At 68.2% G+C, this 26,296-nt stretch carries 27 protein-coding genes; 15 read left to right on the top strand and 12 right to left on the bottom strand.

The window, feature by feature from the left end; all coding sequences use genetic code 11:
- Positions 1–10 precede the first annotated feature (10 nt).
- From gspF to AKJ08_RS08425, 11 genes are all read left to right on the top strand, one after another.
- Positions 11–1,252: a type II secretion system inner membrane protein GspF gene (gene gspF / locus AKJ08_RS08375; protein WP_050725646.1), complete on the top strand. Its 1,242-nt coding sequence runs from the start codon at positions 11–13 to the stop codon at positions 1,250–1,252.
- An 11-nt stretch (positions 1,253–1,263) separates the two neighbouring features.
- Positions 1,264–1,452, top strand: a complete 189-nt coding sequence (locus tag AKJ08_RS08380; RefSeq protein WP_050725647.1) for a hypothetical protein — start codon at positions 1,264–1,266, stop codon at positions 1,450–1,452.
- Positions 1,449–1,856 carry a type II secretion system protein GspG gene (locus AKJ08_RS08385; protein WP_050725648.1) on the top strand — a complete coding sequence of 136 codons (408 nt, stop codon included), beginning with the start codon at positions 1,449–1,451 and terminating at the stop codon, positions 1,854–1,856. The genes AKJ08_RS08380 and AKJ08_RS08385 overlap by 4 nt, the downstream gene beginning before the upstream one ends.
- Positions 1,857–2,528 carry a pilus assembly FimT family protein gene (locus tag AKJ08_RS08390; RefSeq protein ID WP_050725649.1) on the top strand — a complete coding sequence of 224 codons (672 nt, stop codon included), beginning with the start codon at positions 1,857–1,859 and terminating at the stop codon, positions 2,526–2,528.
- Positions 2,525–3,118, top strand: a complete 594-nt coding sequence (locus AKJ08_RS08395; protein WP_050725650.1) for a prepilin-type N-terminal cleavage/methylation domain-containing protein — start codon at positions 2,525–2,527, stop codon at positions 3,116–3,118. The genes AKJ08_RS08390 and AKJ08_RS08395 overlap by 4 nt, the downstream gene beginning before the upstream one ends.
- On the top strand, positions 3,115–3,774 hold the full coding sequence (locus AKJ08_RS08400; protein WP_050725651.1) for a type II secretion system protein GspJ: 660 nt from the start codon (positions 3,115–3,117) through the stop codon (positions 3,772–3,774). The genes AKJ08_RS08395 and AKJ08_RS08400 overlap by 4 nt, the downstream gene beginning before the upstream one ends.
- 316 nt (positions 3,775–4,090) lie before the next feature.
- Entirely contained in the window at positions 4,091–5,074 is a 984-nt protein-coding gene (locus AKJ08_RS08405; RefSeq protein WP_050725652.1) for a type II secretion system protein GspK, read from the top strand.
- Between the two features lies 1 nt (position 5,075).
- A complete protein-coding gene (pilM, locus tag AKJ08_RS08410) occupies positions 5,076–6,605 on the top strand; it encodes a type IV pilus biogenesis protein PilM (RefSeq protein ID WP_050725653.1) in 1,530 nt (509 codons plus the stop codon).
- A gap of 5 nt (positions 6,606–6,610) precedes the next feature.
- Positions 6,611–7,174, top strand: coding sequence for a type II secretion system protein GspM (gspM, locus tag AKJ08_RS08415; protein ID WP_050725654.1), 564 nt, complete (start codon positions 6,611–6,613; stop codon positions 7,172–7,174).
- 2 nt (positions 7,175–7,176) lie between these two features.
- Positions 7,177–8,331 (top strand): type II secretion system protein GspN, encoded by a 1,155-nt coding sequence (gene gspN / locus AKJ08_RS08420; protein WP_169788780.1) that lies wholly within the window; start codon positions 7,177–7,179, stop codon positions 8,329–8,331.
- Between the two features lie 134 nt (positions 8,332–8,465).
- Entirely contained in the window at positions 8,466–10,106 is a 1,641-nt protein-coding gene (locus AKJ08_RS08425; protein WP_050725656.1) for a sigma-54-dependent Fis family transcriptional regulator, read from the top strand.
- Between the two features lie 25 nt (positions 10,107–10,131).
- Here AKJ08_RS08425 and AKJ08_RS08430 read toward each other — a convergent pair whose 3' ends face one another.
- The 8 genes from AKJ08_RS08430 to AKJ08_RS08460 all read right to left on the bottom strand — a co-directional run bounded on the left by AKJ08_RS08430 (position 10,132) and on the right by AKJ08_RS08460 (position 15,736).
- Positions 10,132–10,389, bottom strand: coding sequence for a hypothetical protein (locus AKJ08_RS08430; protein ID WP_050725657.1), 258 nt, complete (start codon positions 10,387–10,389; stop codon positions 10,132–10,134).
- Between the two features lie 31 nt (positions 10,390–10,420).
- Entirely contained in the window at positions 10,421–10,750 is a 330-nt protein-coding gene (locus AKJ08_RS08435) for a hypothetical protein (RefSeq protein WP_050725658.1), read from the bottom strand.
- A gap of 70 nt (positions 10,751–10,820) precedes the next feature.
- Positions 10,821–11,171 carry a suppressor of fused domain protein gene (locus AKJ08_RS08440; RefSeq protein WP_050725659.1) on the bottom strand — a complete coding sequence of 117 codons (351 nt, stop codon included), beginning with the start codon at positions 11,169–11,171 and terminating at the stop codon, positions 10,821–10,823.
- A gap of 28 nt (positions 11,172–11,199) precedes the next feature.
- The gene (locus AKJ08_RS08445) at positions 11,200–12,360 is read right to left on the bottom strand and encodes an IS30 family transposase (RefSeq protein ID WP_082342944.1); all 1,161 of its coding nucleotides are present in this window, start codon (positions 12,358–12,360) and stop codon (positions 11,200–11,202) included.
- 51 nt (positions 12,361–12,411) lie between these two features.
- Positions 12,412–12,624, bottom strand: coding sequence for a hypothetical protein (locus tag AKJ08_RS19215; RefSeq protein ID WP_157370574.1), 213 nt, complete (start codon positions 12,622–12,624; stop codon positions 12,412–12,414).
- 193 nt (positions 12,625–12,817) lie between these two features.
- Entirely contained in the window at positions 12,818–13,015 is a 198-nt protein-coding gene (locus AKJ08_RS08450) for a DUF4926 domain-containing protein (protein WP_050725660.1), read from the bottom strand.
- A gap of 325 nt (positions 13,016–13,340) precedes the next feature.
- Positions 13,341–15,092, bottom strand: coding sequence for a Na/Pi cotransporter family protein (locus AKJ08_RS08455; protein ID WP_050725661.1), 1,752 nt, complete (start codon positions 15,090–15,092; stop codon positions 13,341–13,343).
- A 65-nt stretch (positions 15,093–15,157) separates the two neighbouring features.
- Positions 15,158–15,736 carry a TetR/AcrR family transcriptional regulator gene (locus tag AKJ08_RS08460; protein ID WP_169788781.1) on the bottom strand — a complete coding sequence of 193 codons (579 nt, stop codon included), beginning with the start codon at positions 15,734–15,736 and terminating at the stop codon, positions 15,158–15,160.
- A gap of 215 nt (positions 15,737–15,951) precedes the next feature.
- On the opposite strand from AKJ08_RS08460, the gene AKJ08_RS08465 reads away from it, so the two are divergent.
- Positions 15,952–17,190, top strand: coding sequence for an HlyD family secretion protein (locus AKJ08_RS08465; RefSeq protein ID WP_050725663.1), 1,239 nt, complete (start codon positions 15,952–15,954; stop codon positions 17,188–17,190).
- 3 nt (positions 17,191–17,193) lie between these two features.
- Positions 17,194–18,774, top strand: a complete 1,581-nt coding sequence (locus AKJ08_RS08470; RefSeq protein ID WP_050725664.1) for a DHA2 family efflux MFS transporter permease subunit — start codon at positions 17,194–17,196, stop codon at positions 18,772–18,774.
- A 100-nt stretch (positions 18,775–18,874) separates the two neighbouring features.
- Here AKJ08_RS08470 and AKJ08_RS08475 read toward each other — a convergent pair whose 3' ends face one another.
- The 4 genes from AKJ08_RS08475 to AKJ08_RS08490 form a co-directional block, all read right to left on the bottom strand.
- Positions 18,875–19,564 carry a hypothetical protein gene (locus AKJ08_RS08475; protein ID WP_050725665.1) on the bottom strand — a complete coding sequence of 230 codons (690 nt, stop codon included), beginning with the start codon at positions 19,562–19,564 and terminating at the stop codon, positions 18,875–18,877.
- A 216-nt stretch (positions 19,565–19,780) separates the two neighbouring features.
- Entirely contained in the window at positions 19,781–21,517 is a 1,737-nt protein-coding gene (locus AKJ08_RS08480; protein WP_050725666.1) for a proline--tRNA ligase, read from the bottom strand.
- A gap of 76 nt (positions 21,518–21,593) precedes the next feature.
- Complete coding sequence (gene ispG / locus AKJ08_RS08485; protein ID WP_050725667.1) at positions 21,594–22,721, bottom strand: flavodoxin-dependent (E)-4-hydroxy-3-methylbut-2-enyl-diphosphate synthase; 1,128 nt, start codon at positions 22,719–22,721, stop codon at positions 21,594–21,596.
- Between the two features lie 167 nt (positions 22,722–22,888).
- Positions 22,889–23,983, bottom strand: a complete 1,095-nt coding sequence (locus tag AKJ08_RS08490) for a thioredoxin domain-containing protein (RefSeq protein ID WP_050725668.1) — start codon at positions 23,981–23,983, stop codon at positions 22,889–22,891.
- A gap of 133 nt (positions 23,984–24,116) precedes the next feature.
- On the opposite strand from AKJ08_RS08490, the gene trpS reads away from it, so the two are divergent.
- Complete coding sequence (gene trpS / locus AKJ08_RS08495; RefSeq protein WP_050725669.1) at positions 24,117–25,109, top strand: tryptophan--tRNA ligase; 993 nt, start codon at positions 24,117–24,119, stop codon at positions 25,107–25,109.
- 173 nt (positions 25,110–25,282) lie between these two features.
- Positions 25,283–26,227 carry a DUF5996 family protein gene (locus AKJ08_RS08500; protein ID WP_050725670.1) on the top strand — a complete coding sequence of 315 codons (945 nt, stop codon included), beginning with the start codon at positions 25,283–25,285 and terminating at the stop codon, positions 26,225–26,227.
- Positions 26,228–26,296: the final 69 nt, after the last annotated feature.

A 26,296-nucleotide genomic window follows, 5' to 3' on the forward strand; every position in this document is an offset into this window, starting at 1 on the left:
GTGATCCGCCGTGCCGGTCTTCGAATTCAAGGGCTACAGCGACGCCGGGAAGGCGATCACGGGGGTTCGGGACGCCGAGAACGCCAAGGTCCTGCGCGCGGTCCTGCGCAAGGACGGGATCTTCCTCACGGAGGTCACCGCCGAGCGCGCGGCGGCGGGCAAGGTCGCGGCCGTCGGCACGGCGAAGAACCTCAAGCTCAAGCAGCTCCTCGTCGGCCGGATCAAGACCGACGACATCGCGATCCTCACGCGGCAGCTCGCCACCCTCCTCGGCGCCGGCATCCCGCTGGTGGAGGCGCTGATCGCGCTGATCGATCAGGTGGAGCAGGAGCGCCTCAAGACCATCGTCACCCAGGTGAAGGAGCGGGTGAACGAGGGTGCCTCCCTCGCCGACGCCCTCTCCGAGCACCCCAAGGCCTTCTCGAACCTCTACGTGAACATGGTCCGGTCGGGCGAGCACTCGGGCGCCCTCGACGTGGTGCTCACCCGCCTCGCCGACTTCACCGAGGGCCAGGCTCGCCTGCGCTCCAAGATCATGGGCACGATGATGTACCCGGCGATCATGATGCTGATCGGCCTGGTGATCGTGGTGATCCTGCTCACGGTGGTGGTCCCGAAGATCGCCAAGATGTTCGAGGACATGCAGGCGACCCTGCCGCTGATCACGCGGATCCTGATCGGCGCGGCGAACTTCGCCACCCAGTTCTGGTGGGTGCTGCTCCTCCTGGCGGTGATCGCTGCTTGGGCCTTCGTGAAGTGGAAGGCCACCGAGAAGGGCACGGCGAAGTTCGACGCGATCCTGCTGAAGCTCCCCGTCTTCGGGCCGCTCATCCGGATGCTGGCGATCGCGCGCTTCTCCCGCACCCTCTCCACGCTCCTCAAGAGCGGCGTGCCCCTGCTCACGGCGATGGGGATCGTGAAGGCCCTCGTCACGAACACCGTGCTCTCCGGCGTGATCGAGGACGCGCGCACGTCGATCCGCGAGGGCGAGTCGATCGCGGGGCCGCTCAAGCGTAGCGGCCAGTTCCCGCCGATCGTCTACCACATGATCTCGATCGGGGAGCGCTCCGGTCAGCTCGAGGAGATGCTCGCGAACGTCGCCGTCTCCTACGACGCGCAGGTCGAGACCCGAATCGGCGCGCTCACGAGCCTGCTGGAGCCCGTGATGATCGTGATGATGGGCGGCGTGGTCGCCTTCATCGTCTTCTCGATCCTCATGCCGATCCTGCAGATGAACACGCTGGTCCACTGAGAGGACGAACGATGGGCGACTCGCAGCTGGACAAGGGACTTCGGGCCGTGGCGTGGGCGCTCCTCGCCGCCACGGTGGGGGCGCTGATCGGCGTCGGCGTGGCCTTCTCGCCGCCCACGAGCCCCTCGAACGACACGAACACGAACGCGGAGTGGCTCTCGGCGGCGACGCCAGGTCCCTCCCTGGAGGAAACGGAATGAACCGCTATCTTCGCAAGCTCGCCTCGGCCCGCAGCGCCCGGGGCATGACCCTGATCGAGATCATGGTCGTGGTCTTCATCCTCGGCCTCATCGCCACGGTGATCGCCGTGAACGTGGGCGGGGTCTCGGACAGCGCCAAGGTCGAGACCGCGAAGCTGGACATCAAGGGCTTCGAGCAGGCCCTCGATCTCTACATGCTCCGCAAGGGCAGCTATCCCAGCACGGGCGAGGGCCTGTCCAAGCTCTACTCCGAGGGGATCCTCAAGGGCTCGCTCAAGAAGGATCCCTGGGGCAAGGACTACGTCTACCTCTACCCCGGGCAGAAGAACCCCAAGGGCTTCGACATCTACTCCTACGGCTCCAGCGGCAACGGCCAGGAGACGCTGATCACGGGATCGAACTGATTGGCCCACCGCCCCGCCAGCGCCGCCCCCTCCCACAGCTCTCGTGAGCGGGGATTTACCCTCCTCGAGCTCCTCGTGGTGATCGGGGTCGTGGTGGCGCTCGGCATGGCGGTGATCCCCTCGATCGAGGCGGTGATGGGCGTGAAGACGCGGGAGGAGGTGGGCAAGCTCGCCGGCTCCATCCGCGCCATGTACGGGGAGGCGGCGCTGTCGGGCCGCACCTGCCGCCTGGTCTTCGATCTCGACGAGACGCTCTGGTGGCCTGAGTGCGGCGCAGGCCGCGTGCGGGTGAGCCAGCGGGAGGAGAGCTCGAGGGGCGCGCGGGTCGAGGAGAAGGCGAAGGACAAGTGGACGACGGAGGAGGAGAAGGAGGCGATGGCGGAGGTCGAGGCGAAGCGGGCGTTCGCCCCCTACGAGAGCGGCTCCCTCGCGCCGAACCGCCGCCTGCCGGAGGGGACCACCTTCGAGTCCGTCTGGACCCAGCACCAGACCGAGCCCTACACAAAGGGTAAGGCGTACCTGTACTTCTTTCCCCAGGGACAGACGGAGCGCGCGTACCTCCACGTGGGCGACGGCCGGGACACCTACACGATCATCGTCAACCCCATGACCGGCAGGACCAAGGTGGTGGGAGAGAAGGTGCCCGTGCCGGATCGGGAGATGCGCAAATGAAGACGCGCGGCTTCACGCTCCTCGAGGTGATGGTCGCGCTCGCGATCCTCGCCCTCGCCCTTACGGCGATCGTGGGGATCAACGGCAACGCGATCCGCGCCCACGGTTTCTCCAAGCGGGTCACGGTGGCCACGATGCTCGCCCGCTCGAAGATGGCGGACATCGAGTCGAAGTTCACCGCCGAGGGTTTCACCTCGGAGTTCGACCAGAAGATGGAGGGCACGTTCTCCGACGAGGGCTGGAGCGACTTCCGCTGGGAGGCGGAGATCGTGAAGCCGGAGATCGACGCCAAGATCGCGTCGAACCTCGTGGAGACGGTGGGGACACAGCTCGCCGGACAGCTCGGTGGCGACAAGGATCCGAACACTCCCCCAGGCCTGACAACGCCCACGCTCGATCCGGGATCCATCACCTCGATGATGGGCCCGTTGATCCAGACCCAGGTGAACACCCTGGTCGAGACGATGAAGAAGTCGGTGCGCGAGGTCCGGCTGAAGGTGATGTGGAAGGAAGGCGGGTCCGAGGACTCGGTGGACGTGGTCACGCACATGGTCGTGCTCGCTCCAGGCGACGGAAAGGGGCAGGAGTGAAGCGCGGATTCACCCTCCTCGAGGTGATGATCGCGCTGGCGATCGTCACAGTGCTGGCGGCCCTGGTCTACGGCTCCTTCAACCCCACGTACCAGGCCAAGATGCTGGTCGAGGAGCAGGCCGAGCGCTACCACGGGCTGCGGCTCGCGATGGGCCGCATGGCCCGGGAGCTCTCCATGGCCTACGTCTCGGATCGCTACGACTCGAACCAGCTCCGGGAGCGACCCACGCAGTTCGTGGCGAACCACTCGAGCAACCGCGACAAGCTGCGCTTCACCACCTTCGCCCACGAACGGCTCTACGAGGACGTGAAGGAGAGCGACCAGGCGCTCGTCGAGTACCGGGTGGATCGCGATCCGGAGGACCCGCGGAAGAACGCGCTGATCCGCCGGGAGAAGACGGTGATCGACGAACGCCCGGCGGATGGGGGCGCGGAGACGGTGCTCGCGACCGACATAGACGGGCTGAACTTCGAGTTCTGGGATGTGAAGAAGAAGGAGTGGGTCACCGATTGGGACACGACCGAGCAGGCGTATTCGAACCGCCTGCCGGAGCGGGTGCGGATCACGATCCACGCCAAGGGAGACGACGGCAAGGAGCGCAAGTACGTCTCGCAGACGATGATCCAGCTCCGGGTCCCGCTGGGTAAAGGATGAGGCTCTTCAGCGACAGAGCGGGCGCCTTCGGCCCCAAGCGCGAGGCGGCGACGCCGCGGAGGCGATCGACCGCCCTCTCGTCCCACGGGGGGCGACGAGGGATGGCGCTGATCCTCGTGCTCTCGTCGATCGCCGTGCTCACCGCCGTGGCGGTGGACTTCGCCTTCAACACCCAGGTTGACACCCGGCTCGCGGCCAGCGCTCGCGACGACCTCAGGGCCTATTACCTCGCCCGCTCGGCGACCAACCTCTCGCGGTTTCTCCTCTCGTTCCAGAACCAGCTCGGCGGGGGGGCGGCCTCCCGAACATCCCGGGCATGCCGCAGATACCGAAGCTCCGCATCTGGGAGATGCTCCCCGTGGACTCGGAGGCGATCAACGCCTTCGTCGACGCCACGGCCGGCGCCCCTTCGACAGACCTCCCGCCGCCGTCCGGGATCCCCGGGCCGGGAGAGGCGGTGCCCGCCGCGGGGCTTCAGACCTTCGGGAGCTACACGGGGAGCTTCACCGCCCAGATCAAGGACGAAGAGTCCAAGATCAACGTGAACAAGCTGAACAACCTCGGGGCCGCAGCCTCCGCTACGGGGCTGGCGCTCCTGGGCCTCCTGAACGATCCGCGCTGGAACTTCCTCTTCGAGCGGGAGAACTCCCTCCGCGAGCGCATCTCCCGAGAGGACATGGTGATCCGCCTCCGGGACTGGATCACCTCGGGCAACACGTCGTCGACCCTCAACCCGACCACCCCCATGAATCTCTTCGGCCAGGGCTTCGGCGACAAGGAGGGCATGTACACGCGCTACACTCCCCGTTACAAGCCCAAGAACGCCCTCTTCGACTCCCTCGAAGAGGTGTACCTGGTGGCCGGGGTCACCGACGCCTTCATGGCGGCCTTCGGCGACAGGCTCACGGTCTTCCCCGACGTCAACGCGAAGCTGAACGTCAACACGGACGATCAGCTCCAGCTCCTCATGTGCATCACGTTGGCCGCGGCCAATCCGAACGATCCGGCGCTGAGCAACCCCCTCGTGATCGAGATGATCAAGCTGCAGATCCAGATGGTGCGGCCGCTCCCGATCCTGGCGATGAGCGTGGAGCAGTTCGTCGCCATCCTCGAGGCCAACGGGATCGCGGTCCGGCCCGAGATCAAGCACAACCCGAAGCAGAACGAATTCCTCGACGATTCCAGCGGGACTTTTCGAATCCAGGCGACGGGGCAGGTCGGTAACGTGACCAAGACCCTCGTCACCGTAGTGCGGTCCGACGAGGGGCTCGGACGCGTGCTCTATTACAGGGAGGAGTAGCTTGGCGCAGAAGATCATCGGCCTCGATCTGGGGACGGACACGCTCAGGGCAGTGGTCCTGGAGGCGGGCCTCCGCGGCTACGCGGTGACCGCGCACGCCGTCGTGCCCCTCGATCCGCCCGCCCCGGCCAGCCCCGAGGCGGAGCTGGATCCGGCCTCGACGGCGGAGCCCGCGAATGAGGACGCCCGCGACGACCGCCTCGCCCGGGCGGTGGCGGAGCTCGCCGGCCGCCTCGGCGGCCTGCGCGCCGACGTGGTGGCCGTGGCGCTTCCCGGCGGCCAGGCCACCACCCCGATCGTCACCCTCCCCTTCGTCGACCAGAAGAAGATCGACGCGACGCTGGGCTTCGAGGTGGAGAACCTCCTCCCCTTCGACCTGGACGAGGTGATCTACGACTACCAGCCCGTGTCGCAGCGGGAGGGAAAGACCGAGCTCCTCGTTGGCGTGGCCCGCATCGACGAGGTCCGCGCGCTCGTCGACACGCTGCGTGAAGCCGGAGTCGACCCCAGGGTCGTGACCCTCCCGAGCCTCGCGAACCTCGCGCTCCTCGGTGAGCTCGCCTCCCTCGGGAGCCTCCCCGCCGACCAGGCGGAAGGGCTCGTCGACTTCGGCCGGGAGCGCACGATCCTCTCGATCGTCCGGGGCGCCGCCGGGGACCGCCAGCTGCCTGGTCTCGTCTACGTCCGCTCGATGGGCGGCGCCGGCGAAGGCAGGATGGCGGCGGCGATCCGCGAGCTCCGCCAGTCGCTCTTCTCGGCCCAGGCCCGCGGCCGGCTGCCGCTGCGCCGCCTCTTCCTCGTGGGCGAGCTCGCGGCCCAGGAGGGCCTCGCCGAGCGCCTCTCGAGCGAGCTCGGCGTCCCGGTCGAGCGCCTCGCCTCGCTTCCCGGCGAAGGCGCCCAGACGATCCCGCCCGAGCTCCACGGCCCGCTCGCCCAGGCCTTCGGCCTCGCGCTGCGGGGCCACGCACGGGGCGGCCGCCTCCTCAACCTCCGCAAGGGCGAGCTCGCCTTCCGCGGCGACCTCGACTACCTGAAGGGCAAGGTCTCCCGCCTGGCGGCCTTCGCCGCCGTGCTTCTCCTCCTCGCAGGGGCGAGCCTGTGGATGCGGATCCACATCCTGACGAACGAGGAGGAGGCCCTCGACCGCGCCCTGTGCAACCACACGCAGCGGGTGCTCGGGAGCTGCGAGACCGACTTCAACGTGGCGCTGTCCAAGCTCCAGGGCGGCGGCACCAGCGCCTCGAAGATCCCCACCGCGTCGGCGCTGGAGGTCTTCGCCGAGGCCGCGAGCCGGGCGCCCACGGAGATCTCGCTCCGGATCGACGAGGTGGACGCCACGCTCGACATGGTCCGTCTGCGCGGCAGCGTCGACTCCTTCGACGCGGTGGATCAGGTGGTGGCGGAGCTGCGGAAGTCTCGCTGCATCGGTGACGTGAAGCCCGGCCGCATCCAGAAGAATCGCGAAGAGAAGATCGAGTTCACCCTCGACGCCCTCTACGTCTGTGGGCAGAACGCCGACAAGGCAGGTTGAGAGACATGGCACTTCCCTTCCAGTCGGCCATCGACAAGGCCACCCAGAGCTGGTCCAGCTTGTCGCTGCGCGAGCGCCGCATGCTCGCCCTGCTCTTCTCCGCCTTCGTCGTCACCGTGCTCTTCATGGGCTTCGCCTCCATGCGCAAGTCCATGGCCCAGCACGACGAGAGCATCGCGGAGAAGCGGCTGCAGCTCCAGAAGGTCGCGGTCCTCGCCGCGGGCTTCCGTGAGGCCGAGCTCGCCCGGACCCGGATCGAGAGCCGGATCCGCGGCACGCCGGTTCGCCTCTTCAGCTATCTCGAAGACATCGCCAAGAAGCAGAGCCTCGCAATCGGAGACATGCAGGATCGCGGCTCCGACTCCGCGGGCGACGGGATCCAGCGCTCGACGGTGGAGGTGAGCTTCGCGCAGATCGACCTGAAGTCGCTGATCAACTTCCTCAACGAGATCGAGAAGAGCCCGCACCTGGTGAAGATCGAGAAGCTCCGCGTGCGCCACCGCAACGACAACCCGGACCTCCTCGACGCGAACTTCACCGTCTCGACCTACCAGCTGACGCAATCATGACCGTGATCGACAAACTTCGCGCCTCGCCCTGGGCCCGGCGCGCGGGCTATCCGCTCTTCTTCAGCGTCGTCTTCTACGGCGCCCTTTATGTGGGCCTTCCCTACGACGCCGCACGCGACCGGATCGTGGCGGAGGCGCGGGATCAGCTGGGCCTGAAGCTCTCAATCGGCAAGGTCCGGCTGGCCGGACTCACCGGGGTCACGCTCACCGACGTCGTGATCCACACCGGAGACGAGCCGGTCGCCGCGACCTCGGTGGTCGACGAGGCAAAGGAGCGCGAGGAAAAGGAGCGCGAGGAGAAGGAGCGCGCTGCCAAGGAGCACCACGAGAAGGAGAGCGCGGCCGACGAGGAGGCCAAGAAGAAGGAGGCCGAGCTCGCCAAGACCTACGAGGGCGACGCCCAGAAGAAGGAGCTCCTCGAGAAGGAGGCCAAGGAACGCGAGGCGAAGGAAAAGGAGAGCGTGGAGGCCCGGAAGCAGGAAGAGGCCAAGGAGGTCGAGGTCGTCGCCACCGGCGGCGGAATCCACATCGACTCCCTCACGCTGAAGGCCGAGCTCTTCGCCCTGCTTCGCGGCAAGCAGGCCTTCTCCTTCGACGCCTCGGCCTGGGGTGGACGCCTCCGCGGCCGCGTCGACCCCGGCGAGACGCTCGTGATCCGCGCCCGCGCCAGCGGCTTCGACCTCGCCCGCAGCCCGCTCAAGTCCGTCTCCGGGCTCGACCTCGTCGGAAAGCTGGCCACCCTCGACCTCGACCTCACCGCCGAGAAGGGCGACTTCTCGAAGGCGGATGGCGAGCTGCTCATCAAGGGCGAGGACCTCGTTCTGAACGGCGGCGAGATCCAGCACTTCGAGCTGCCCCGGGTGGTCCTCGGGACCCTCGACGGGAAGATCGCGATCAAGGAGGGCAAGGCCGACGTGGACAGCTTCGGTCTCGAGGGACAGGACGTCGCCGCGAAGGTCCAGGCGACGCTGCGCCTCTCGCCCCAGATCCTCGCGTCCACCATCAACGGGAAGGTGCTCCTCAAGCCCTCCGACGACTGGTGGAACCGGAACGAGCTGCTGAAGACCGCCGCCAACTTCGCACTCCCCGCGGGCAGCGACGGCTGGCGCTCGGTCAACGTCTACGGCCAGCTCCAGCACGTGAGCTTCCGACCCTGAGGTCGCGGGCCGGCTCCTGCCGGCCCCCTCGGGGATCGATCGCCCCAGTGCCAACACGGCTCGGATGACACGGCGGGTCCGTGTCCTGTGTTACCCTTCCGGGAAGCGCGTTTCATCGGGGAGGGGTGACATCGATGGCGGAGCTGATCTTCTTTCGCCGAGGCGAGGAGCTCATGCGGGTGCTCCTCGACCAGCATTCGATGGTGATCGGACGGGGGGCGAGCGCGGATATCGCGATCCCGCACCCCGAGGTCTCGAGGCGGCAAGCGCTGGTCGAGCGCCGCGACGGCCGCTTCGTCGCCATCGATCTCTCCGGCCGAGGCCTGCGAACGGCGTCCGGAACCGTCGACGAGACGCCGCTCTCCGAAGGCAGCGAGCTCTGGCTCGGCGACTACCGTGCGCTCTTCCGCGAAGCCGCGGGCCCGACGCACGGCGAGACCCGCAACGACCTCGTCGGCGAATTCACCAGGGACGTGGGCGCATCCCGAAAGCTGGACGAGCCGGTCCTCCTCCGGGTCCGCTCCGGCGGCACCGAGAGGACCGTGCCCCTCGAGGGCGAAGTGGTCGTCGGCAAGGATCCCGGCTGCGCCGTCGTCCTCGACGACGCCTTCGCGTCGGGCGTCCACTGCCGGATCGTCCGAGACGGCGGCCGAATCCTCCTGCACGACCTCGGCTCCACCAACGGCACCTGGGTGAACGGGATCCGCGTCGGCCACGCCGAGCTCACCCCCGGCGCCTGGCTACGCCTGGGCGAGACCGAGATCGGCGTCGAGGTGGCAAAGGGCAAGGAGCCCGCGGCATTCGAGGGGATCGTCTCCGAGGCCGCGTGCATGAGGGAGGTCTTCGACCTGATCGAGCGCGTGGCTCCCTCGGCGGCCCCGGTCGCGATCTTCGGCGAGACCGGCACGGGAAAGGAGCTCGTCGCCTCCGCCATCCACGCCAGGAGCGAGCGGTCCAAGGGCCCCTTCATCCCCGTGAACTGCGCAGCGATCTCGCGCGAGCTCATCGAGAGCGAGCTCTTCGGCCACGAGAAGGGCGCCTTCACCGGCGCCACCAACGCCCGCAAGGGCGCCTTCGAGGAGGCCTCGGGAGGGACGATCTTCCTCGACGAGATCGGCGAGCTCTCGGCCGACCTCCAGGCCAAGCTCCTGCGCACCCTCGAGCTCGGCGAGATCAAGCGGGTCGGATCCTCCCGGCCGTTCCGGGTCGACGCCCGGGTGGTGGCCGCCACCCACCGCGATCTGCGCGCCATGGTGCGGCAGGGCACGTTCCGTGAAGACCTCTATTACCGCCTCGCGGTGATCCGCGTGGAGCTCCCGCCCCTGCGCCGCCGCCCGGGGGACGTCGGCGTCTTGGCCGAGCGCTTCGCGAAGGCCCACGCGCCCAGGGGCGCCCCGCCGCTGCTCACGCCGGAGGCCCTGACCCGCCTCGAGGCCCACTCGTGGCCCGGAAACGTGCGCGAGCTCAAGAACGTCCTCGCCCGCGCCCTCCTGCTGCGCCGCGGCCCGACGATCGGCCCCGCCGACCTGAGCTTCGACGTCGCCGGCGAGCACGCGACGTCCGAGTCGGTCCTCGCCGAGGACGAGGACACCTATGTCGCCCTCCCGGGGAAGACCCTCTCCCAGATCGAGATGGAGGCGACACTCAAGGCCCTCCGGCGTCACAAGGGCAACCGCCGAGCGGCAGCCCGGGAGCTCGACCTAGCCCGCTCCACCATCCAGACGCGAGCCAAGGAGCTCGGCGTCCCGCCGCCCTCGTCCGATCCCGACGACTGATCGGAGCCGGCCAGCAAACGGCGGGTTACCTCTGAGCAAAAAGCGCGGCCAGCGGCTCCTGTATCTCGCCTTCGACGATGAGTGTTCCGGTCATCATCTTGGAGAGAAGATCGGTAGTCCTCCCGTAGGTCGCGAGCCCTACGACCAGAACCCTGCCTCCACCCGTAACGGAGGTTTCGAGGACGTCACCCAGGGCGACGTCAAGGTGCGCTCGGCCTCCTACGGACCATTGTCCACCATCGGTCCGTTCGAGCGACGCCACTTCGAAAGCCTGTTCGTACATCTCGATCGTCCCGGACGAGCACTCGAACCGATCACGCGTCGTCGTCTTTGGTGGGGCACTCGTGGATGGAGGTGCTGTACCTCGCCTTCACCATCGCCTCAAGCGCATCGAGAGCGCCTGATACGATGGCTTGGTGTTGAGGCCCCATACGCTCGATCTGCGCCGATGTGGCAACTCCCGCCGATTCGAGCGTAGCAACATGTGAGGTGAACTCGTCTGACCAGCTCTCCTCGACGTTTTCGAGGGCATCCCGAAGAAATATCAGACTATCCGCCACCTCTACGAGAGCAACGCCCCCTTGTCTCGTCCCAGAGATGCACGTTAGCATCCGCCGGAGCTGTCGTGCGTCCCTCTGGCTCATGGCTCGATCCTCCCTGGAATCACCGCGACAACGCGTTCACCCTCTGCAGTTTGCTGGCAGACCTCGTGAATCAGGGCTGAGGCCACTTCACCGGAGGCCGCCTGACGTCATCAAAATCAATGCCAAGCCCCCAGAAGAATCTCTCAACACCAACCTCATCGATAACTGCGGCCTCCTGTTGGTAGATCGGGTAGAGTTGCGACAGCTTGATCGTCCATTCAGAGAGTGCAGTCCGCTGTTCGTCTGCATCCAGAAGCGTGCTTGTGAAAATCAGAAAGGACGTCATCGGGCTTTCGTCGGAAATCTGCTGCCCGAAATGGAGGACCGTACCAAACGAAAAATCGATTTCCTGGCGGTAGTTGCGCACGATCTCCCCGATGCACCATGTCCATGCGTGGTCCATGGAACGAACGGAGATCATCAACTCGGGCCGACTAAACTTGGCGGTCTCAAGTGGTCGACGCAACGAATGTGCTGAATACCTCACCCGGCGTCCTCCAGTCGAGCGTCTGTCTTGGGCGTCCGTTTAGTTGAGCTGCCACCGTATTGAGTTCTCGTCGGGTGTACGCACTGAGGTCCTTGCCCTTGGGGAAGTACTGGCGGAGTAGCCCGTTGGTGTTTTCGTTGCTGCCTCGCTGCCAGGGGCTGTGCGGGTCGCAGAAGTAGACGGAGACGTTCGTCTCAACGGAGAAGCGAGTGTGCTGAGCCATCTCCTTCCCCTGGTCCCACGTGATCGAGCGCCGGAGGCACTCTGGGAGGCGCCGAACTTCGGCGGCGAGCGCCTTGCGGACATCCTCCGCGGTCCTCCCGTTAGGCAAGGGGAACAGCACCACGAAACGGCTCTTGCGCTCGACCAGCGTACCGATCGCCGATTTGCTGTCCTTCCCTATGATCAGATCGCCTTCCCAATGCCCAGGAACCGCGCGGTCTTCGGCTTCCGCCGGCCGTTCGCTGATCATCACCATGTCGCTGATCTTGCCCCTGAGATCGGTGCGCTTGCCCGGGTGCCGCCGGGTTCGTCCCGTCCGAAGGCAGGTGGCGAGTTCCTTCCGGAGAGCCCCGCGGGCCTGCACGAAAAGGGAGCTGTAGATGGTCTCGTGTGACACGCGAAGCTCGGGGGCCTTGGGGTGGTCGACCTTCAGCCTCGCAGCAATTTGCTGCGGCGACCACCGCTGGCGCAGGCCTTCCTCTACCGCCTGGCGAAGCCCGGCGTTCTCCACGAGCTTGAAGGGCTTGGGCCGACGGGCTCGCTGGCGCGCCCCTTTCTCAGCGAGGTGCGCCCGGTACGCCTCACGCCCCCCAGCCGCCCGGACCTCGCGCGATACCGTCGACGGCGCGCGCCCGATCTTCGTGGCGATCTTTCGGAACGACTCGCCGGCTTGGATGCCGCGTGAGACCTCCTCGCGTTCGACCACGGAGAGCCTTGCCTCCGACCGCGTGGGGGCCCGAGGGGCCACGCCGCCTGTCTTACGGAGGAGGCGATGGACCGATTTCGCCGAGCACCCAACCGCCGCCGCGGCGACAGCTAGCGAATCGCCATTTCGGAACCGGCGATGGAGCTCCAGGTGATCGTCGATGGTCAGCCGACTTGCCTTGCTACGAGCCCACATTCGTCGGCACCTCTCAGGCGGAGGGTGCCACAGACGCACCCCGTGGTGCGTTCACCGATTGAGACCGCCCTTCCAATTTGGACGACTTACGCCCGATAAGCCGAATGTAAAGCCAGTGCTCAGGCCGGGGTCCGGAATGTCGTCGTAGACAATCGCCAGGACCGGAGGAACCTCTCCGGGGTCGGTGATCTCGTAGACCCGCCGGGCACTGCCGCCAGCGAGATCGTCGAGCCACGCTAGATACTGTTCCTCGTCTCTTCTCATGAACACGGCTCCTATTCGACGACCGGTTCTCCAACGACGCTGACTCTCGAGCAGGTTCTCCTTGAAGTCGAAGGACGCGTTACAGACGCTGCCTCCGCCATCGAAGTCCAGGTAGATCTGGCCGCGGACGTTGAGCCTGCGCGCCTGGGGAAGAATTGGAGCGCTCTCGACGACGAGACGATGCCTTCTGCCGCTATTGATGAAGCTTTTCCAGATCCGGTTCCTTGAGCGTCACCAGCGCGAGCGTCACGCCGTCCTTGTCACAGAACTCAACCTCGAACGCAGGTGGGTCCTGGAACACCATTACGACTGTCCCTAGCGCACCTGCACTAAGGTTGTGTTCGAACAACGGCCGTCGTAGGCGAACCACGTCATATTCCTGAAGGGTCATAGCTTCGCGTGGATTCCTGTGACGAGACGAGCGATACCGAGCCTACCTCGGTTTCGAGGACCCCCCAGTGCCCGATCGAAGGTGCGGTATGACGCCCCCCCGAGGTGAAGGCCGCTCGGTACATCTCGAACACGAGCGCCCGCGTGCCGAACTGAGCAAAGGGTTGTGGCACGAGGCCTCATCGTAGTACCGGATGCGCTCGCGCGCGTGACGCGCCGCTCCGGCGCGTCACGCCAGGGTCGCCCGGGCGGCTTCTGCTCGAGGGTCGGCCCCGTCATGCGCCGTACGAAGTGGGCACGAATCGCCACGGCCGGGAGCCGGTGCGTTAGGCGGCGGTACCCGGCTGCGCCATGGGCGCCTCGCCGAAGGCGCGCTCGCCGGCCTCGCGGCGGGTCTGCTCGGAGCGCCGGATGATCCCGACGACCCGATCCGCCACCTCCTCGAGGTGGGTGATCGCGTCGAGGAAGGCCAGGTTCGCCTGCACACCCTCGGTGGTGATCTTCATGCGCTCGATGTGATCCGCGCGCAGGTGGCGGCGAGTCTGGTCGACCCGCTGCTCGATCTCCTCCGAGACGGCCGCGGCGCCGACACCGCCGGACACGTAGCTCCCGAGGTTCGCGAGGGCCTCGTCCACGAGCTGGCCCAGGCCCTTCAGCTTCTCCAGATCGGCGTCGACGAAGCGCGAGCCCGTCTCGAGGTTCCGACGCGCGATCCGCACGAGCACGGAGCAGTGATCCCCGATCCGCTCGAGGCGGTGGGTGTTCTCCATCATCTCGGCGATCTTGCGGGCGGTCTGGGGCGGCGTGCCGGAGGTGGTCGAGCGGGTGAGGATCTCGGAGATCTCCCGCTCCAGATCGTCCACCTCGTCCTCCTTCTCGATCGTCGCCTGGACCAGCGGCCCCATCTTGTCGCCGGCGTTCGTGAGGATCCGCATCGCGTCGCCGAACATGCTGCGCACGACCTCGGTCATGTGCTGCATCTCCTTGCCCGCCTGGATGAGCAGGAGCTCCGGCGCCTCGATGCCCATTGGCGTCAGGTACTGGAGGCGGCTCTTGCCCGCTCCGCGGCTGGGGACCCAGCGGGTGACGATCTTCTCGAGCTGTTTCACGAAGGGCAGCATCAAGAGCGTGTTCGTCACGTTGAACACGGTGTGAACCGCGGCGAGCTTGAGCGTGATCACGCCGGACGCGGCCGCGAGGGCCTTCGGATCGTTGTGGAGGGCGAGCAGATCCACGTGACGGTCGCCGGGGACCAGCCAGTCCACGATCGGGAGCAGGTAGAGGTTCATCAGCGCGAGCGACCAGATAACGCCGATCACGTTGAACAAGAGGTGGACCCGCGCGGCGCGCTTCGCCTCGGTGGACGAGCCGATGGCCGCGAGGTTGGCGGTGGCCGTGGTCCCGATGTTCTCGCCCAGCACCACGGCGACGGCGATCTCGAAGGAGATCCAGCCCATCGCCGCCATGGTCAGGGTGAGGGCCATGGTCGCGGCGCTCGAGTGGAAGATCACCGTGAGGGCGCAGCCCACAAACACGAAGAGGAGGATCGAGAGGAAGCCGTGCTGGGCGAGACTCTTGAGGAAGTCGAGCTGCGCGGGATCCTCGAGGGGCGGGATCGACTCCTTCAAGAGGCCGATCCCGAGGAAGAGCAGGCCGAGGCCGAGGAGCGCGTCGCCCCACTCCTTCGCCTTCTGCGAGCGGAGGTAGCCCAGGAGGAGGCCGACGCCGGCGGCCGGGAGCGCGACCGCGGCCATCTTGAACTTGAAACCGAAGGTCGCGATGATCCAGCCGGTCAGCGTGGTGCCGATGTTGGCACCCATGATCACGCCGATCGCCTGGGTGAGCGTCATCAGGCTCGCCGAGACGAAGCTGACGACCATCACCGTGGTCGCGGTGCTCGACTGGATCACGCTCGTGACCACCATGCCGGTGAGCACGCCCTTGAAGCGATTCGAAGTGATCCGGCCGAGGAGATCGCGGAGGCGGGCCCCGGCGACGCGCTGGAGCGACTCCGACATCATCTTCATGCCGAAGAGGCAGACCGCCAGGGCGCCGAAGAGGGCGAGGACGATGGTCAAGGCTGCGATGGTACGCCTCCGGGTTCCGGGTTGCGTTCGGCGGGTAACATGAAGCCGGGCCCGAGTCAGCCCCCATCCTCGCGATTCGGCCGTGCGACGGCACCGCGCAGGACCAGGTCGATCACGGCCTCCAGGAACGGCCCCTCGGCCTTCTGCCCCGATTGCAGGAAGCGGACGTAGCTGGCCGAGGCGATGACCTCCGCCACCAGGGCCGCGTCGGTCCCCGCCGGGAGCTCGCCCCTGTCGACGCCCCGCTCGACGAGGGCGGAGACGCGACCGAGGTGTTCCTCCCACCGGCTGCGAGCCAGCGCCGCGACCTCGGGGTTGGCCCTCTCGGTGGTGATGAGCCGGATCATCGCGGCGCGCGCCGGCGACGAGGCCTCCGACCGGGCCCGAAAGAACGCCAGGAGGTCCGAGCGCAACGAGCCTGTGTCGACCGCCACGATGGCCCGATCGGCGATCTCGTGGAAGGCGGCAGAGACCAGCTCGAGCTTGGTCGGCCACCGCCGGTAGACGGTGGTCTTGTTCACCCCGGCTAGGGCGGCGACCTCGTCGACGCGCAACGCGGCGTACCCCTGGCGGCCGAGCACTTCGATGGTCGCCTGCAGCACGTCCTGGACCACCCGCGCGCTACGGCCCCGCACCCTGGCCTCGCCCGTCCGCCTTGGAGACGGATTCGCCCCGGCAGGGCGAGGGCCGGGCTCTTTGTCCGGAGTGCGGGGCATGGGCAAGTTATCGCAACGAATGGTTGCCTTTACAAGCGCCGGTTGTTGTGGCAACGAGCATTCGCCGAGCCGGAGGCGGAGCGAACGAAGAGCAGCGCTCTCTCGCGACCGTCCGGCCGCATGGAGCCCATCGGATGTCGTCCGCACTGGCCATCGAACCCTCGCCCGCGAACGGGCCGAGCGCAGTTCCCCCACCCCCTCCCCGCAACAAGAGCAAGCTCCGGAACCTCGGCTTCGGCGCTGCCGTCGGCCTCGCCCTGGTGGCGGCGCTCGGCTGGTTCCTGCTCCACCGGGGACTCGAGTCGACCGACGACGCCCAGGTCGACGCCGACATCGTCTCCGTCCCCGCCCGTACCTCCGGCGTGGTCGTCGCGCTGCACTTCGTCGAGAACCAGGCCGTGAAGGCGGGCGATCTCCTGGTGGAGCTCGACCCGGATCCGGCGCGGGCGCGCCTCGCCCAGGCCGAGGCGACCCTAGAGGCCGCCAAGGCGACCGCAGCGGCGACGGAGGCCGATGAGCGGGTGGTGGAGGCCCAAGCCACCGGCGGCCGCTCCCTCGCCCAGGCGAGCCTCCAGGGCGCCAGGGTGGGCGTCGCCGCCTCCAGGAGCCAGATCGCCGAGGGCGAGGCCCAGATCGCGTCGGCGACGGCAGCGCGCACGCGAGCGGAGTCCGACCTCGAGAGGGCCCGGGCGCTCTTCGCCAAGGGCGCCCTCTCGAAGGCCAACGTGGATCGCGCGACCACGGCCTTCGACACCGCGGCCGCCTCGCTCGATCAGGCCCGGGCGCACCTCTCCTCCCTGCAGGCATCGGCCGCCCAGGCCTCGAGCCGAACCGCAGAGGCTGCCGCCCGCCTCGAGCAATCCAGGGACGTGGACTCCGTCGTCGGCCAGGCCCGCGCCCGTGCGAGCACGGCCCACGCACAGGTCGCCGTGGCCCAGGCCGCCCGCGACCTCGCGGCGCTCGAGCTCGCGTACACCCGCATCGTCGCGCCCCACGACGGCGTGATCTCCAAGAAGACGGTGGCGGTGGGCCAGATGCTCTCCGCCGGCCAGCCCATCGGCCAGCTCGTCGACCTCGATCACGTCTGGGTCACGGCCAACTTCAAGGAGACCCAGCTCTCCGAGATGCGCCCGGGGCAGCACGCGAAGGTCTCCGTGGACGCCTTCCCCGGCGTCGAGCTCACGGGAGCGGTCGAGAGCCTGGCCGCCGTGACCGGCGCCCGCGTCGCGCTGCTGCCGCCCGACAACGCGTCCGGGAACTTCACCAAGGTGGTTCAGCGGGTTCCCGTCCGCGTCCGGCTCGACGGCGTGCCTTCCGGGCTTCCGCTGCGGCCCGGGATGAACGTCGACCTCACCGTGGATACCCGGGGGTAGGCCATGGCGAAGGCCGCCACCCTCGCCGCGTCGCCCGCGATCCCGCGGGCGCAGAACAAGTGGATGATCGCCGCGGCGGTCGCCATCGGCGCGCTGCTCGAGCTGGTCGACACCAGCATCGTCAACGTAGCGCTGCGCGAGATCCAGAGCTCCCTCGGCGCCACGCTCACGCAGGTGAGCTGGGTGGTGTCGAGCTACGCCGTCGCCAACGTGATCATCCTCCCGATGACCGCGTGGCTGGGCGAGCGCTTCGGCAAGAAGCCGTACTTCGTCTTCTCCCTGATCGCGTTCACCCTCTCCTCCGTCCTCTGCGGGCTCTCCACCAACCTCCCCACGCTGATCGTCGCCCGGGTGCTCCAGGGCCTCGGCGGCGGCGGCCTCCTGGCCAAGGCGCAGGCCATCCTCTTCGAGACCTTCCCGAAGGAGGAGCAGGCGATGGCGCAAGGCTTCTTCAGCGCGATCGTGATCGCCGGCCCGGTGCTCGGCCCCACCCTCGGCGGTTTCATCGTCACCCACGTCGGCTGGAGGTGGATCTTCTTCATCAACGTGCCGGTCGGGATCCTCGCGGCGCTCATGTGCCTGATCTACCTGCCCAAGGACGAGCCCTCCGAGCGCGCCAGAGGCGGCATCGACTGGCTCGCGATCTCCTTCCTCGCCATCGGCCTCGGCTCGCTCCAGACGATGCTCGAGGAGGGGCAGTCGGACGAGTGGTTCGACTCGCCGTTCATCGTGGCCCTGGCCATCGGCGCCGTCCTCGGCCTCGCCCTCTTCGCGATCCGGGTGCTGCGCTCCGACCGGCCGATCGTCGACCTCCGGGTGCTACGGCACCGCTCCCTCTGGGCGGGCAGCATCCTCTCGATCGTGGTGGGCATGGCCCTCTACGGCGCGCTCTTCGCCCTGCCCCTCTTCGCCCAGATGATCATGGGCTACGACTCGCAGCAGACCGGGCTCCTGATGCTTCCCGGCGCCCTGGCCTCTGCGGCGGCGATGCCATTCGTGGCCCGGCTGAACCGGAAGGTCGATCCCCGGATCCTCCTCACCGTCGGCTCCCTCGTCCTCGTCGCAGCGGTGATGATGCTCTCCCGCCTCAGCCCGCAGACCGGCGCCGACAGCCTCTTCTGGCCGCTGATCGTCCGCTCGATCGGCACCTCGATGATGTTCCTGCCGCTGACCCTCGCGGCGATCGGACCGATCCCCAAGCACGAGATCTCCAAGGCCACGGGCCTCTTCGCCCTCACCCGCCAGCTCGGCGGCAGCATCGGGGTCGCGCTCCTCACCACCATTCTCGCCCAGCGCAACGCCTTCCACCGCACGGTGCTGGTCGAGAAGCTGGGCGCAGGCGACCCCGGTGTGCTCGAGCGCCTCGGCACCCTGACCGGCGGCCTCGTCGCCAAGGGCTTCGATCCGGAGACCGCGCGGCAGAAGGCGCTGGCCCTCCTCGACGGTATGGTGAACCAGCAGGCGTCGGTGCTCTCCTTCGGAGATACCTTCACGCTCACCGCCGCCCTGATCCTCTGCACGGTGCCGCTCGTCATCCTGCTCGGCAAGCCGAGTCGCGGCACCGCGGTCTCCGTGGATCACTGAGCGAGCCGGAGGCGAGCAAACGCAAGAAGGCGCCTCTCGCGCGTAGCGCGAGATGAAGGAATCGCTCCCGCTCCGCGGGGGCGATTTCTTCAACGCGCCGTCAGCGCGTCGCCTCGGTGATCACCGCGGTCCTCAGGCTCCGCATGATCGCGTCGACGTCGCGGGCAACGTTGGAGGGCGCGCTCGCGGGCCAGGTCCCGAGGAGCACGTAGAGGCGATCGTCGCTCGCGATCACCGCGACCCTGCCGTGGATCTGATCGCCGAGCGAGAAGAGGAAGTTCGAGCCGTTCGCCGTGGCTTCCGGCACCGTGGTGGTGAAACCCTGCTTGGTGCGGAGCCCCACCGCCAACCGCTCCGCGAACTCCTGGGCCGGCGCGACCTGGGGCGCGACCTGCACCACCACCTGGGCTCCCGTGGCGGCGTGGCTCACGATCACCGGCACCTGGATACCGCCAGGCGCCTCGTGCCCGTGGGCGAAGCTCCACTCGCTCCCCGCCGGCCGCTGGATCTCGAAGCCGAGCTCGCGATCCACGAAGCGGATGCCCTCTTCGACCCGCTTCGCGCCGCCCGGATCGTCGTCCCGCACCGGCTCGCCCGGATCGCCGACCCTCTTCGAGGGACCTTCGGGCCGCCTCGCGTCGCCCGATTCGTCGGCCCGCTTCGCCTCGGCTGGATGGACGCGATCTGCGTCCGGGGCCCCGTTCCGCGCCGCGTCGGGGCGGACCCCGGGCGACGACGCACAGGCCCCCAGAAGGAGCGCTCCCCCGACCCAGCCCCACCGTTTGTCCATCGCCGCCCCCCAATTCGCGGGCAGGGCAGGATGCCCCCGCCTCCCCCTCAGGTGGCAAGCTTCGTCACGCGGAAGGCGTCCGGACAAGGGGACGGCGCCCGGTTGGGGCGAGCCGTCTCGAAGACATCGTTCCCGATCGGTCATCGGGGGCCCGCAGCCTGCTCCGGGCCGTGCCGGCACCTCCGGCGACGGCTCCAGGAAGGGCCCCCGATCGGGTCAGCGGCGCGGCTCGACCGCGGCAGGCGTCAGCTCGGCGACGGTCGCGCGGACCTTCGCCGCGATCTCGCCGACGGACACCAGCTCGACCTCGCCGCCGCGGCGCAGCTTCCACTCCACCTTGCCCTCGGCGAGGGCCTTCTTGCCCACGGCGATCCGGATCGGCAGGCCCACCAGGTCGGCGTCCTTGAACTTCACGCCGGCGCGCTCGTCGCGGTCGTCGAAGAGGACCTCGATCCCGGCGGCGCCGAGCTCGGCGTAGAGCTTCTCCGCGGCCTCGACCACCGCCGCGTCGTTCATCTGGAGCGCCACGAGGGAGACCTGGTACGGCGCGATCGACATCGGCCAGACGATCCCGTTCTCGTCGTGGTGCAGCTCGATGGCCGCGGCCATGATCCGCTCCACGCCGATGCCGTACGAGCCCATCACGATCGGCGTCGACTTGCCGTCCGGCCCGAGGACCGTGGCGCCCATCGACTCCGAGTAGCGGGTGCCGAGCTTGAAGATGTGCCCGACCTCCAGGCCCTTCCACACCTGGATCTCGCCGGGGCAGGAGGGGCAGCCCTCCGAGGCCTGCACGGTGCGCAGATCCGCGAGCCGGGCGTGGGCGAGGTCGCGGTCCACGTCGACGCCGCGCAGGTGGTGGTCGTCCTCATTGGCGCCGGTGACCATGTCCTTGCGGCCCACGAGGCTGGTGTCGAGGTAGACCTCCTTGCCGCTCGTGCCGACGGCGCCGAGGGAGCCCGGGCGGGCGCCCAGCAGCGCGACGATCTCGTCGACGGAGGCGGGCCGAATTTCCTGGGCGCCGGTGGCGGTCTGCAGCTTGGCCTCGTGCATCTCCTGGTCGCCGCGGACCACCGCGATCACGGTGCGGCCGTCGGCCACGAAGACGAGCGTCTTGAGCTGGCGCTTCGCCTCCACGTGATACGGCGGCTGCTCGAGGTCCAGGATCGTGCGCACGCCCGGGGTCGCGAACTTCTCCGGCGCGGGCAGCCCCGGCCCGTCGGCGATCAGGCCCACGCGGCTCGTGGCCTTCTCGACGTTGGCCGCGTAATCGCAGCTCGGGCAGTACGCGATGTTGTCCTCGCCCGCGTCGGTGCGGACCATGAACTCGGTGGACTTGCTGCCGCCCATCGCACCGGAGTGCGCGTCCACGGCGGCGAAGGCGAGGCCGCACCGCGAGTAGACCCGGTGGTAGGCGACCCGGTGCTTCTCGAAGGCGACGTCGAGACCGGCCTGGTCCACGTCGAAGGAGTAGGAGTCCTTCATCGTGAACTGGCGCACGCGCAGGAGGCCCGACTTCGGCCGGGGCTCGTCGCGGAACTTCGTCTGGATCTGGTACCAGGTCTGGGGCAGCTCCCGGTACGAGCGGATCTCACTCCGAGCGATGGAGGTGAAGATCTCCTCGTGGGTCATCCCGAGGCAGTAGTCCCCGCCCTTGCGGTCCTTGAGGCGGAACATGTTGTCGCCCATGACCTCCCAGCGGCCCGACTCCTTCCAAATCTCCGCCGGGTGCAGCGCAGGCAGGAAGAACTCCTGGGCGCCGATGGCGTCCATCTCCTCGCGGACGATCCGCTCGACCTTCTTCAGCGAGCGCTGGGCCAGCGGCAGGTAGGAGTAGATGCCCGCGCCGAGCTGGCGGATGAAGCCCGCGCGCAGGAGGAGCTGGTGCGAGACCACCTGCGCGTCGGCGGGGATCTCCTTGAGGGTCGGGATGAAGGCTCGGGACAGTCGCATGGCGAATCTCGAATCAGGGCCCTCTCGAGGGCCGGCGCAAATACGGAATCGGTTCAACCAAAAGTGAAATTACGCTTCACTGATTCACGATGGGAAGCTTCCCGCTCCGCTCCTCGACGATGGAGCGGACCTCGGCGACCAGCGCCTCCTCCAGCTCGTCGGCGGCGAAGCGGCGCACGACCTTCCCCTTCTTGAACAGCAGGCCCACGTTGTTGTGCCCGTAGGCGATGCCGACGTCGGCCTCGCGGGCCTCGCCGGGGCCGTTCACCTCGCAGCCCATCACGGCCACGTGGACCTCTTCGCTGACGTTCTCGAGGGCCTTCTCGATCCGCTGGGTGGCGGTGATCATGTCCACCGAGCAGCGGCCGCAGGTCGGGCAGGAGACCAGGGTCATCCCGCCGTCGCGAAGCCCAAGCGACTTCAGGAGGTGGATCCCGACCTTGACCTCCTCCACCGGATCCGCGGTGAGGGAGACGCGGATCGTGTCGCCGATCCCCTCGGCCAGGAGCATGCCGATGCCGACCGCGCTCTTCACCGAACCCTGGAGGAGCGTGCCCGCCTCGGTCACGCCGAGGTGGAGGGCGTAGTCGAAGGTCTTCGCCGCCAGGCGGTAGGCGCGCACCATCGTCGGCACGTCCGAGGCCTTGAGCGAGACCTTGATGTCGAAGAAGTCCTCGTCCTCGAGCATCCGGATGTGGCGGACGGCGCTCTCCACCATCGCCTCGGGCGCGGGGTAGCCGTAGCGCTCCAGCAGCTCCTTCTCGAGGGAGCCGCCGTTCACGCCGATGCGGATCGGGATCCCCCGCTCCTTCGCGGCCCTCGCCACCTCCCGCACCCGCTTCTGCCCGCCGATGTTGCCGGGGTTCACGCGCACGCCGGCGACCCCCGCCTCGATCGCCCGGAGCGCCAGGTGGTAGTTGAAGTGGATGTCCGCGATCACCGGGATGGTCACCGCCTTGGCGATCGCGCCGAGGTTGTCGGCGGCGTCGTCGTCAGGCACCGCCACGCGCACGGCGTCGCAGCCCGCGGCCTGGAGCATCCGGCACTGATCGATCGTGGCCTGGCGATCGCGGGTGTCCGTGGTCGCCATCGACTGCACCGAAACCGGCGCGTCACCGCCCACCGCCAGCTTGCCCAGTCGGATCGGACGGCTCGCCCGCCGCTCGGAAAGGGGCTTGCTGCTCTCGCTCCCTACACCGCTCATTCTTCGCCTCTTTGGCGGGCGGGCCTCTTCGGAAGACCCCTCGCCTCTCACGATCGAAAAGGCCGGATCGTCGCCCAGGGGGCGCGCGTCCGGCCTCTTCTAGCAAGATTTCCGAACCTTCGCGCGCCGCATTCACTCCCCATCGAGAGCAGGCGCGCGGCGTTGGCTCAGTTCTCCGCGGTCTTGACGCCGGCCTTCGCGAGCTCGGCGTCGATCACCTTCTTGAACTCGTCGAAGGGGAGCGCACCCGAGAGCAGCTTGCCGTTGATGAAGAAGGCGGGCGTGCCGGTGACACCGGCCTCTTCGCCGGCCTCAGCGTTCGCCGAGACCTTCTCCGCCATCTTGCCGCCGTCGAGGCAGGCGTCGAACTTGGCGGAGTCGAGGCCGAGCTCCTTGGCGTAGCCCTTGAGCTCGTCCACGCCAAGGGCACGCTGGTTGCCGAACATCTTGTCGTGGAGCTCCCAGAACTTGCCCTGCTCGTCGGCGCAGTGCCCGGCCTCGGCGGCCTTCTGGGCGCTCGCGTGGAACGGGAGCGGGTAGTCGCGGAAGACCACGCGCACCTTGCCGGCGTAGGCCTCCTCGACCTGCGTGAGCGTAGCGTTCGCGCGGCTGCAGAACGGGCACTCGAAGTCGGAGAACTCGACGATCGTCACCGGCGCGTCCTTCGCGCCGCGGCTCGGGCCGATGGCCTCCACGTGGACCGCCGGAGCCTCGGGCTCGGCGAGGGTGATCTCCACCTTCGCGTCCGTCTTCAGCTTGTCCAGGAAGTCCATGACCGCCTTCTGCTGCTTCTGCGCGGTGAGGAACTGGCCGATCCGCTCCTTCGCCTGATCGAACGGCGGCAGGCCCGGGGCGCCGGCGTTCTGGTCGTAGAACGCCCGGATCTCCTCGTCGGAGGGCGCAGCGGTCTTCCCCTCGACCTCGGCGCGGAGCATGTCCTCCTCGCTCATGCCGCGCTTCTTCGCCTCGGCCTCCATGAGCTGCTTGGCGACCATCCCCTCGAGGGAGCCCTGCCGCAGCTCGTGGAGCTTCTGGCGGTGCTCGCGCTCCAGGGTCGAGAGCTTGCCCCGGATCGACTTGTCGAGGTCGCCGAGGGTGATCTTCTTGTCGCCGATCGTGGCGACGACGGTGGAGGGATCCTCGGCGGTGCCACGCGCAGCGGCGCCTGCGACGCCCCCATTGGCTCCAACGGAGGAGGTGTTGCTGCAACCTGCAACGGCGGCGAGCAGCACCGCGGCCAGGGGGACGAGCAAGCGATTCATCGTGTCTCCATCGGGCGGCCAGGCGCCCGGAAAGCGTGGAATCCTCGGCGCTAACAGCCGGACGGTCAAGGGAAATGCCCGGCACGCGTCTTCCCAGCCTTCACTCGAAGGAGATCGCGGTAGAGTCGCGCCCATGAGCACCTCCGCACCCTCGCAGGCCCGGATCCTCTCGGGCGTCCAGCCCTCGGGCACGCTGCACATCGGCAACTACTTCGGCGCCATCCAGCAGCACATCCAGCTCCAGGATTCGCAGGCCGAGGCCTTCTACTTCATCGCGAACTACCACGCGCTCACGACGCTCCGCGACGCCGATCGGCTTCGCGAGCTGACCCACAACGTGGCGCTCGACTACCTGGCCCTCGGACTCGACCCGGCGAAGGCCGTCTTCTTCCGGCAGAGCGACGTCCCCGAGGTCCACGAGCTCGCCTGGTTCCTCGCCACGATCACGCCGGTGAGCCTCCTGGAGAAGGGCGTCTCCTACAAGGACAAGGTCACGAGAGGGATCGCGGCGAACGCGGGCCTGCTCACCTACCCGGTGCTCATGGCGGCGGACATCCTCCTGCAGCAGGCGAGCCTGGTGCCGGTGGGAGAGGACCAGGTCCAGCACGTGGAGTTCGCCCGAGACATGGCCGGCTTCTTCAACAACGCCTACGCGGGCGGCCAGGAGGTCCTCAAGCTCCCCAAGGCGCACTTCGCGCCGGGAAAGAAGGTCCCCGGCCTCGACGGCCAGAAGATGTCGAAGAGCTACGGGAACACCATCGGCATCTTCGAGGAGGGCTCGGCGCTCAAGAAGAAGGTGATGAGCATCAAGACCACCTCCGTGCCCCTCGGCCAGCCGCTCGATCCCGAGAACGACACGGTCTTCGCGATCTACAAGCTCGTGGCGTCCCAGGCCGACGTCGCGGCGATGGAGGCCGACTACCGCTCGGGCGCAATCGGCTTCGGCCACGCCAAGCAGCGGCTCCACGAGGCCCTCGACAAGCACTTCGCCGACTCGCGAGATCGCCGCAAGGAGCTCGAGAAGAACCCGGCGGAGGTGGAGGCGATCCTGCGCATGGGCGCCGAGCGGGCGCGCCACACCGCGCGCGTCACGATCGACGCGTGCCGCCACGCCGTGGGCGTCTGACGCCGCGAGGCGATCGGCCCTGCCCTCGCAGGGCCGATTCCTCCACACGTCCCGGGCGCTCGCCCGAGGCTCGTGGGCCCGCCAGACCCGGGATCGCTCGCCAGCCTGGCCGCCCTCGACCAAGCGAGACCGTGACTAGCCTTCCTTCGAGCATCCATCTCGAGGAGGCAGCGATGTCGGAAGGCTGGCCGGAGCTTCCCTACGAATCCTGGAAGGACACCCACGACACGCTGCTGCGCTACAGCCAGATCGTCGGCAAGATCCAGCTCGCGCTCACCCCGCTCGTGAACCACTGGTGGAACGTCGCGTTTCGCCTCGACACCCGCGGCATGCACACCCTGCCGATGCGCTGCGACGGGGGCAGCTTCGAGATCGCCTTCGACTTCGTCGACCACGCGTTGGTGGTCCGTACCAGCCGAGGCGTCGTCCGCTCGCTCCCCCTCGTCGCCAGGAGCGTCGCCGACTTCTGGTCCGAGCTCTTCACCGTTCTGGAGAGCCTCGGGATCGAGGTGGAGCTGAGCGACCGGCCCTGCGAGCTCGCGCTCGAGAAGAACGGGCTCCCGTTCCGCGAGGATCGCATCCACGCATCCTACGATCCCCACGCCGCCTACAGCTGGTGGCAGATCCTGCTCTCGACCGAGCGGGTGCTCGAGGAGTTCCGCTCCCGCTTCCAGGGCAAGTGCAGCCCGGTGCTCTTCTGGTGGGGCACCTTCGATCTCGCGGTGACGCGCTTCTCCGGCAAGCGGGCCCCACCCATGCCGGACGCCGACGTCATCACCCGCGAGTCCTTCACCCACGAGGAGAGCAGCGCCGGGATCTGGCCGGGCAACGCGTCCCTCGGCGAGCCCGCCTTCTACAGCTACGCCATGCCCGCGCCCGCCGGCTTCGGCGAGGCCCCCGTGCTCCCGAAGGAGGCCTACTTCGACCACGACCTCGGCGAGTTCGTCCTCCCCTACTCCGCGGTCCGCACCTCGCGGAACCCGCGGGAGACGCTGCTCGCGTTCCTGCAGAGCACCTACGAGGCGGCGGCCGACCTCGGCGGCTGGGATCGCAAGCGCCTCGAGCGCGCACCACCGGAGCCGCTCATCGCCGAGCCGGGAGGCGCGCCGCTGCACTGACGAGAGTTGGCGAGGAGGTCGCTTCGTCTCGCGAGACCGCGAGACGAAGAATGACACAGGGAATCGGTC

The sequence above is a fragment of the Vulgatibacter incomptus genome (assembly GCF_001263175.1).
Taxonomy (GTDB): Bacteria; Myxococcota; Myxococcia; order Myxococcales; family Vulgatibacteraceae; genus Vulgatibacter; species Vulgatibacter incomptus.

Excerpts from the sequence above, each read along its gene's own strand:
- AKJ08_RS08380 (WP_050725647.1), top strand. The coding sequence starts at position 1,264 with ATGGGCGACTCGCAGCTGGACAAGGGACTTCGGGCCGTGGCGTGGGCG.
- AKJ08_RS08405 (WP_050725652.1), top strand. The coding sequence starts at position 4,091 with ATGCCGCAGATACCGAAGCTCCGCATCTGGGAGATGCTCCCCGTGGAC.
- AKJ08_RS08430 (WP_050725657.1), bottom strand. The coding sequence starts at position 10,389 with ATGTACGAACAGGCTTTCGAAGTGGCGTCGCTCGAACGGACCGATGGT.
- ispG (WP_050725667.1), bottom strand. The coding sequence starts at position 22,721 with ATGAGCGGTGTAGGGAGCGAGAGCAGCAAGCCCCTTTCCGAGCGGCGG.
- AKJ08_RS08465 (WP_050725663.1), top strand. The coding sequence starts at position 15,952 with ATGTCGTCCGCACTGGCCATCGAACCCTCGCCCGCGAACGGGCCGAGC.
- AKJ08_RS19215 (WP_157370574.1), bottom strand. The coding sequence starts at position 12,624 with ATGAGAAGAGACGAGGAACAGTATCTAGCGTGGCTCGACGATCTCGCT.
- AKJ08_RS08450 (WP_050725660.1), bottom strand. The coding sequence starts at position 13,015 with ATGACCCTTCAGGAATATGACGTGGTTCGCCTACGACGGCCGTTGTTC.
- AKJ08_RS08395 (WP_050725650.1), top strand. The coding sequence starts at position 2,525 with ATGAAGACGCGCGGCTTCACGCTCCTCGAGGTGATGGTCGCGCTCGCG.
- AKJ08_RS08435 (WP_050725658.1), bottom strand. The coding sequence starts at position 10,750 with ATGAGCCAGAGGGACGCACGACAGCTCCGGCGGATGCTAACGTGCATC.
- AKJ08_RS08475 (WP_050725665.1), bottom strand. The coding sequence starts at position 19,564 with ATGGACAAACGGTGGGGCTGGGTCGGGGGAGCGCTCCTTCTGGGGGCC.
- AKJ08_RS08490 (WP_050725668.1), bottom strand. The coding sequence starts at position 23,983 with ATGAATCGCTTGCTCGTCCCCCTGGCCGCGGTGCTGCTCGCCGCCGTT.
- AKJ08_RS08480 (WP_050725666.1), bottom strand. The coding sequence starts at position 21,517 with ATGCGACTGTCCCGAGCCTTCATCCCGACCCTCAAGGAGATCCCCGCC.
- AKJ08_RS08470 (WP_050725664.1), top strand. The coding sequence starts at position 17,194 with ATGGCGAAGGCCGCCACCCTCGCCGCGTCGCCCGCGATCCCGCGGGCG.
- AKJ08_RS08425 (WP_050725656.1), top strand. The coding sequence starts at position 8,466 with ATGGCGGAGCTGATCTTCTTTCGCCGAGGCGAGGAGCTCATGCGGGTG.
- AKJ08_RS08385 (WP_050725648.1), top strand. The coding sequence starts at position 1,449 with ATGAACCGCTATCTTCGCAAGCTCGCCTCGGCCCGCAGCGCCCGGGGC.
- AKJ08_RS08440 (WP_050725659.1), bottom strand. The coding sequence starts at position 11,171 with ATGATCTCCGTTCGTTCCATGGACCACGCATGGACATGGTGCATCGGG.
- AKJ08_RS08445 (WP_082342944.1), bottom strand. The coding sequence starts at position 12,360 with ATGTGGGCTCGTAGCAAGGCAAGTCGGCTGACCATCGACGATCACCTG.
- trpS (WP_050725669.1), top strand. The coding sequence starts at position 24,117 with ATGAGCACCTCCGCACCCTCGCAGGCCCGGATCCTCTCGGGCGTCCAG.
- gspM (WP_050725654.1), top strand. The coding sequence starts at position 6,611 with ATGGCACTTCCCTTCCAGTCGGCCATCGACAAGGCCACCCAGAGCTGG.
- AKJ08_RS08500 (WP_050725670.1), top strand. The coding sequence starts at position 25,283 with ATGTCGGAAGGCTGGCCGGAGCTTCCCTACGAATCCTGGAAGGACACC.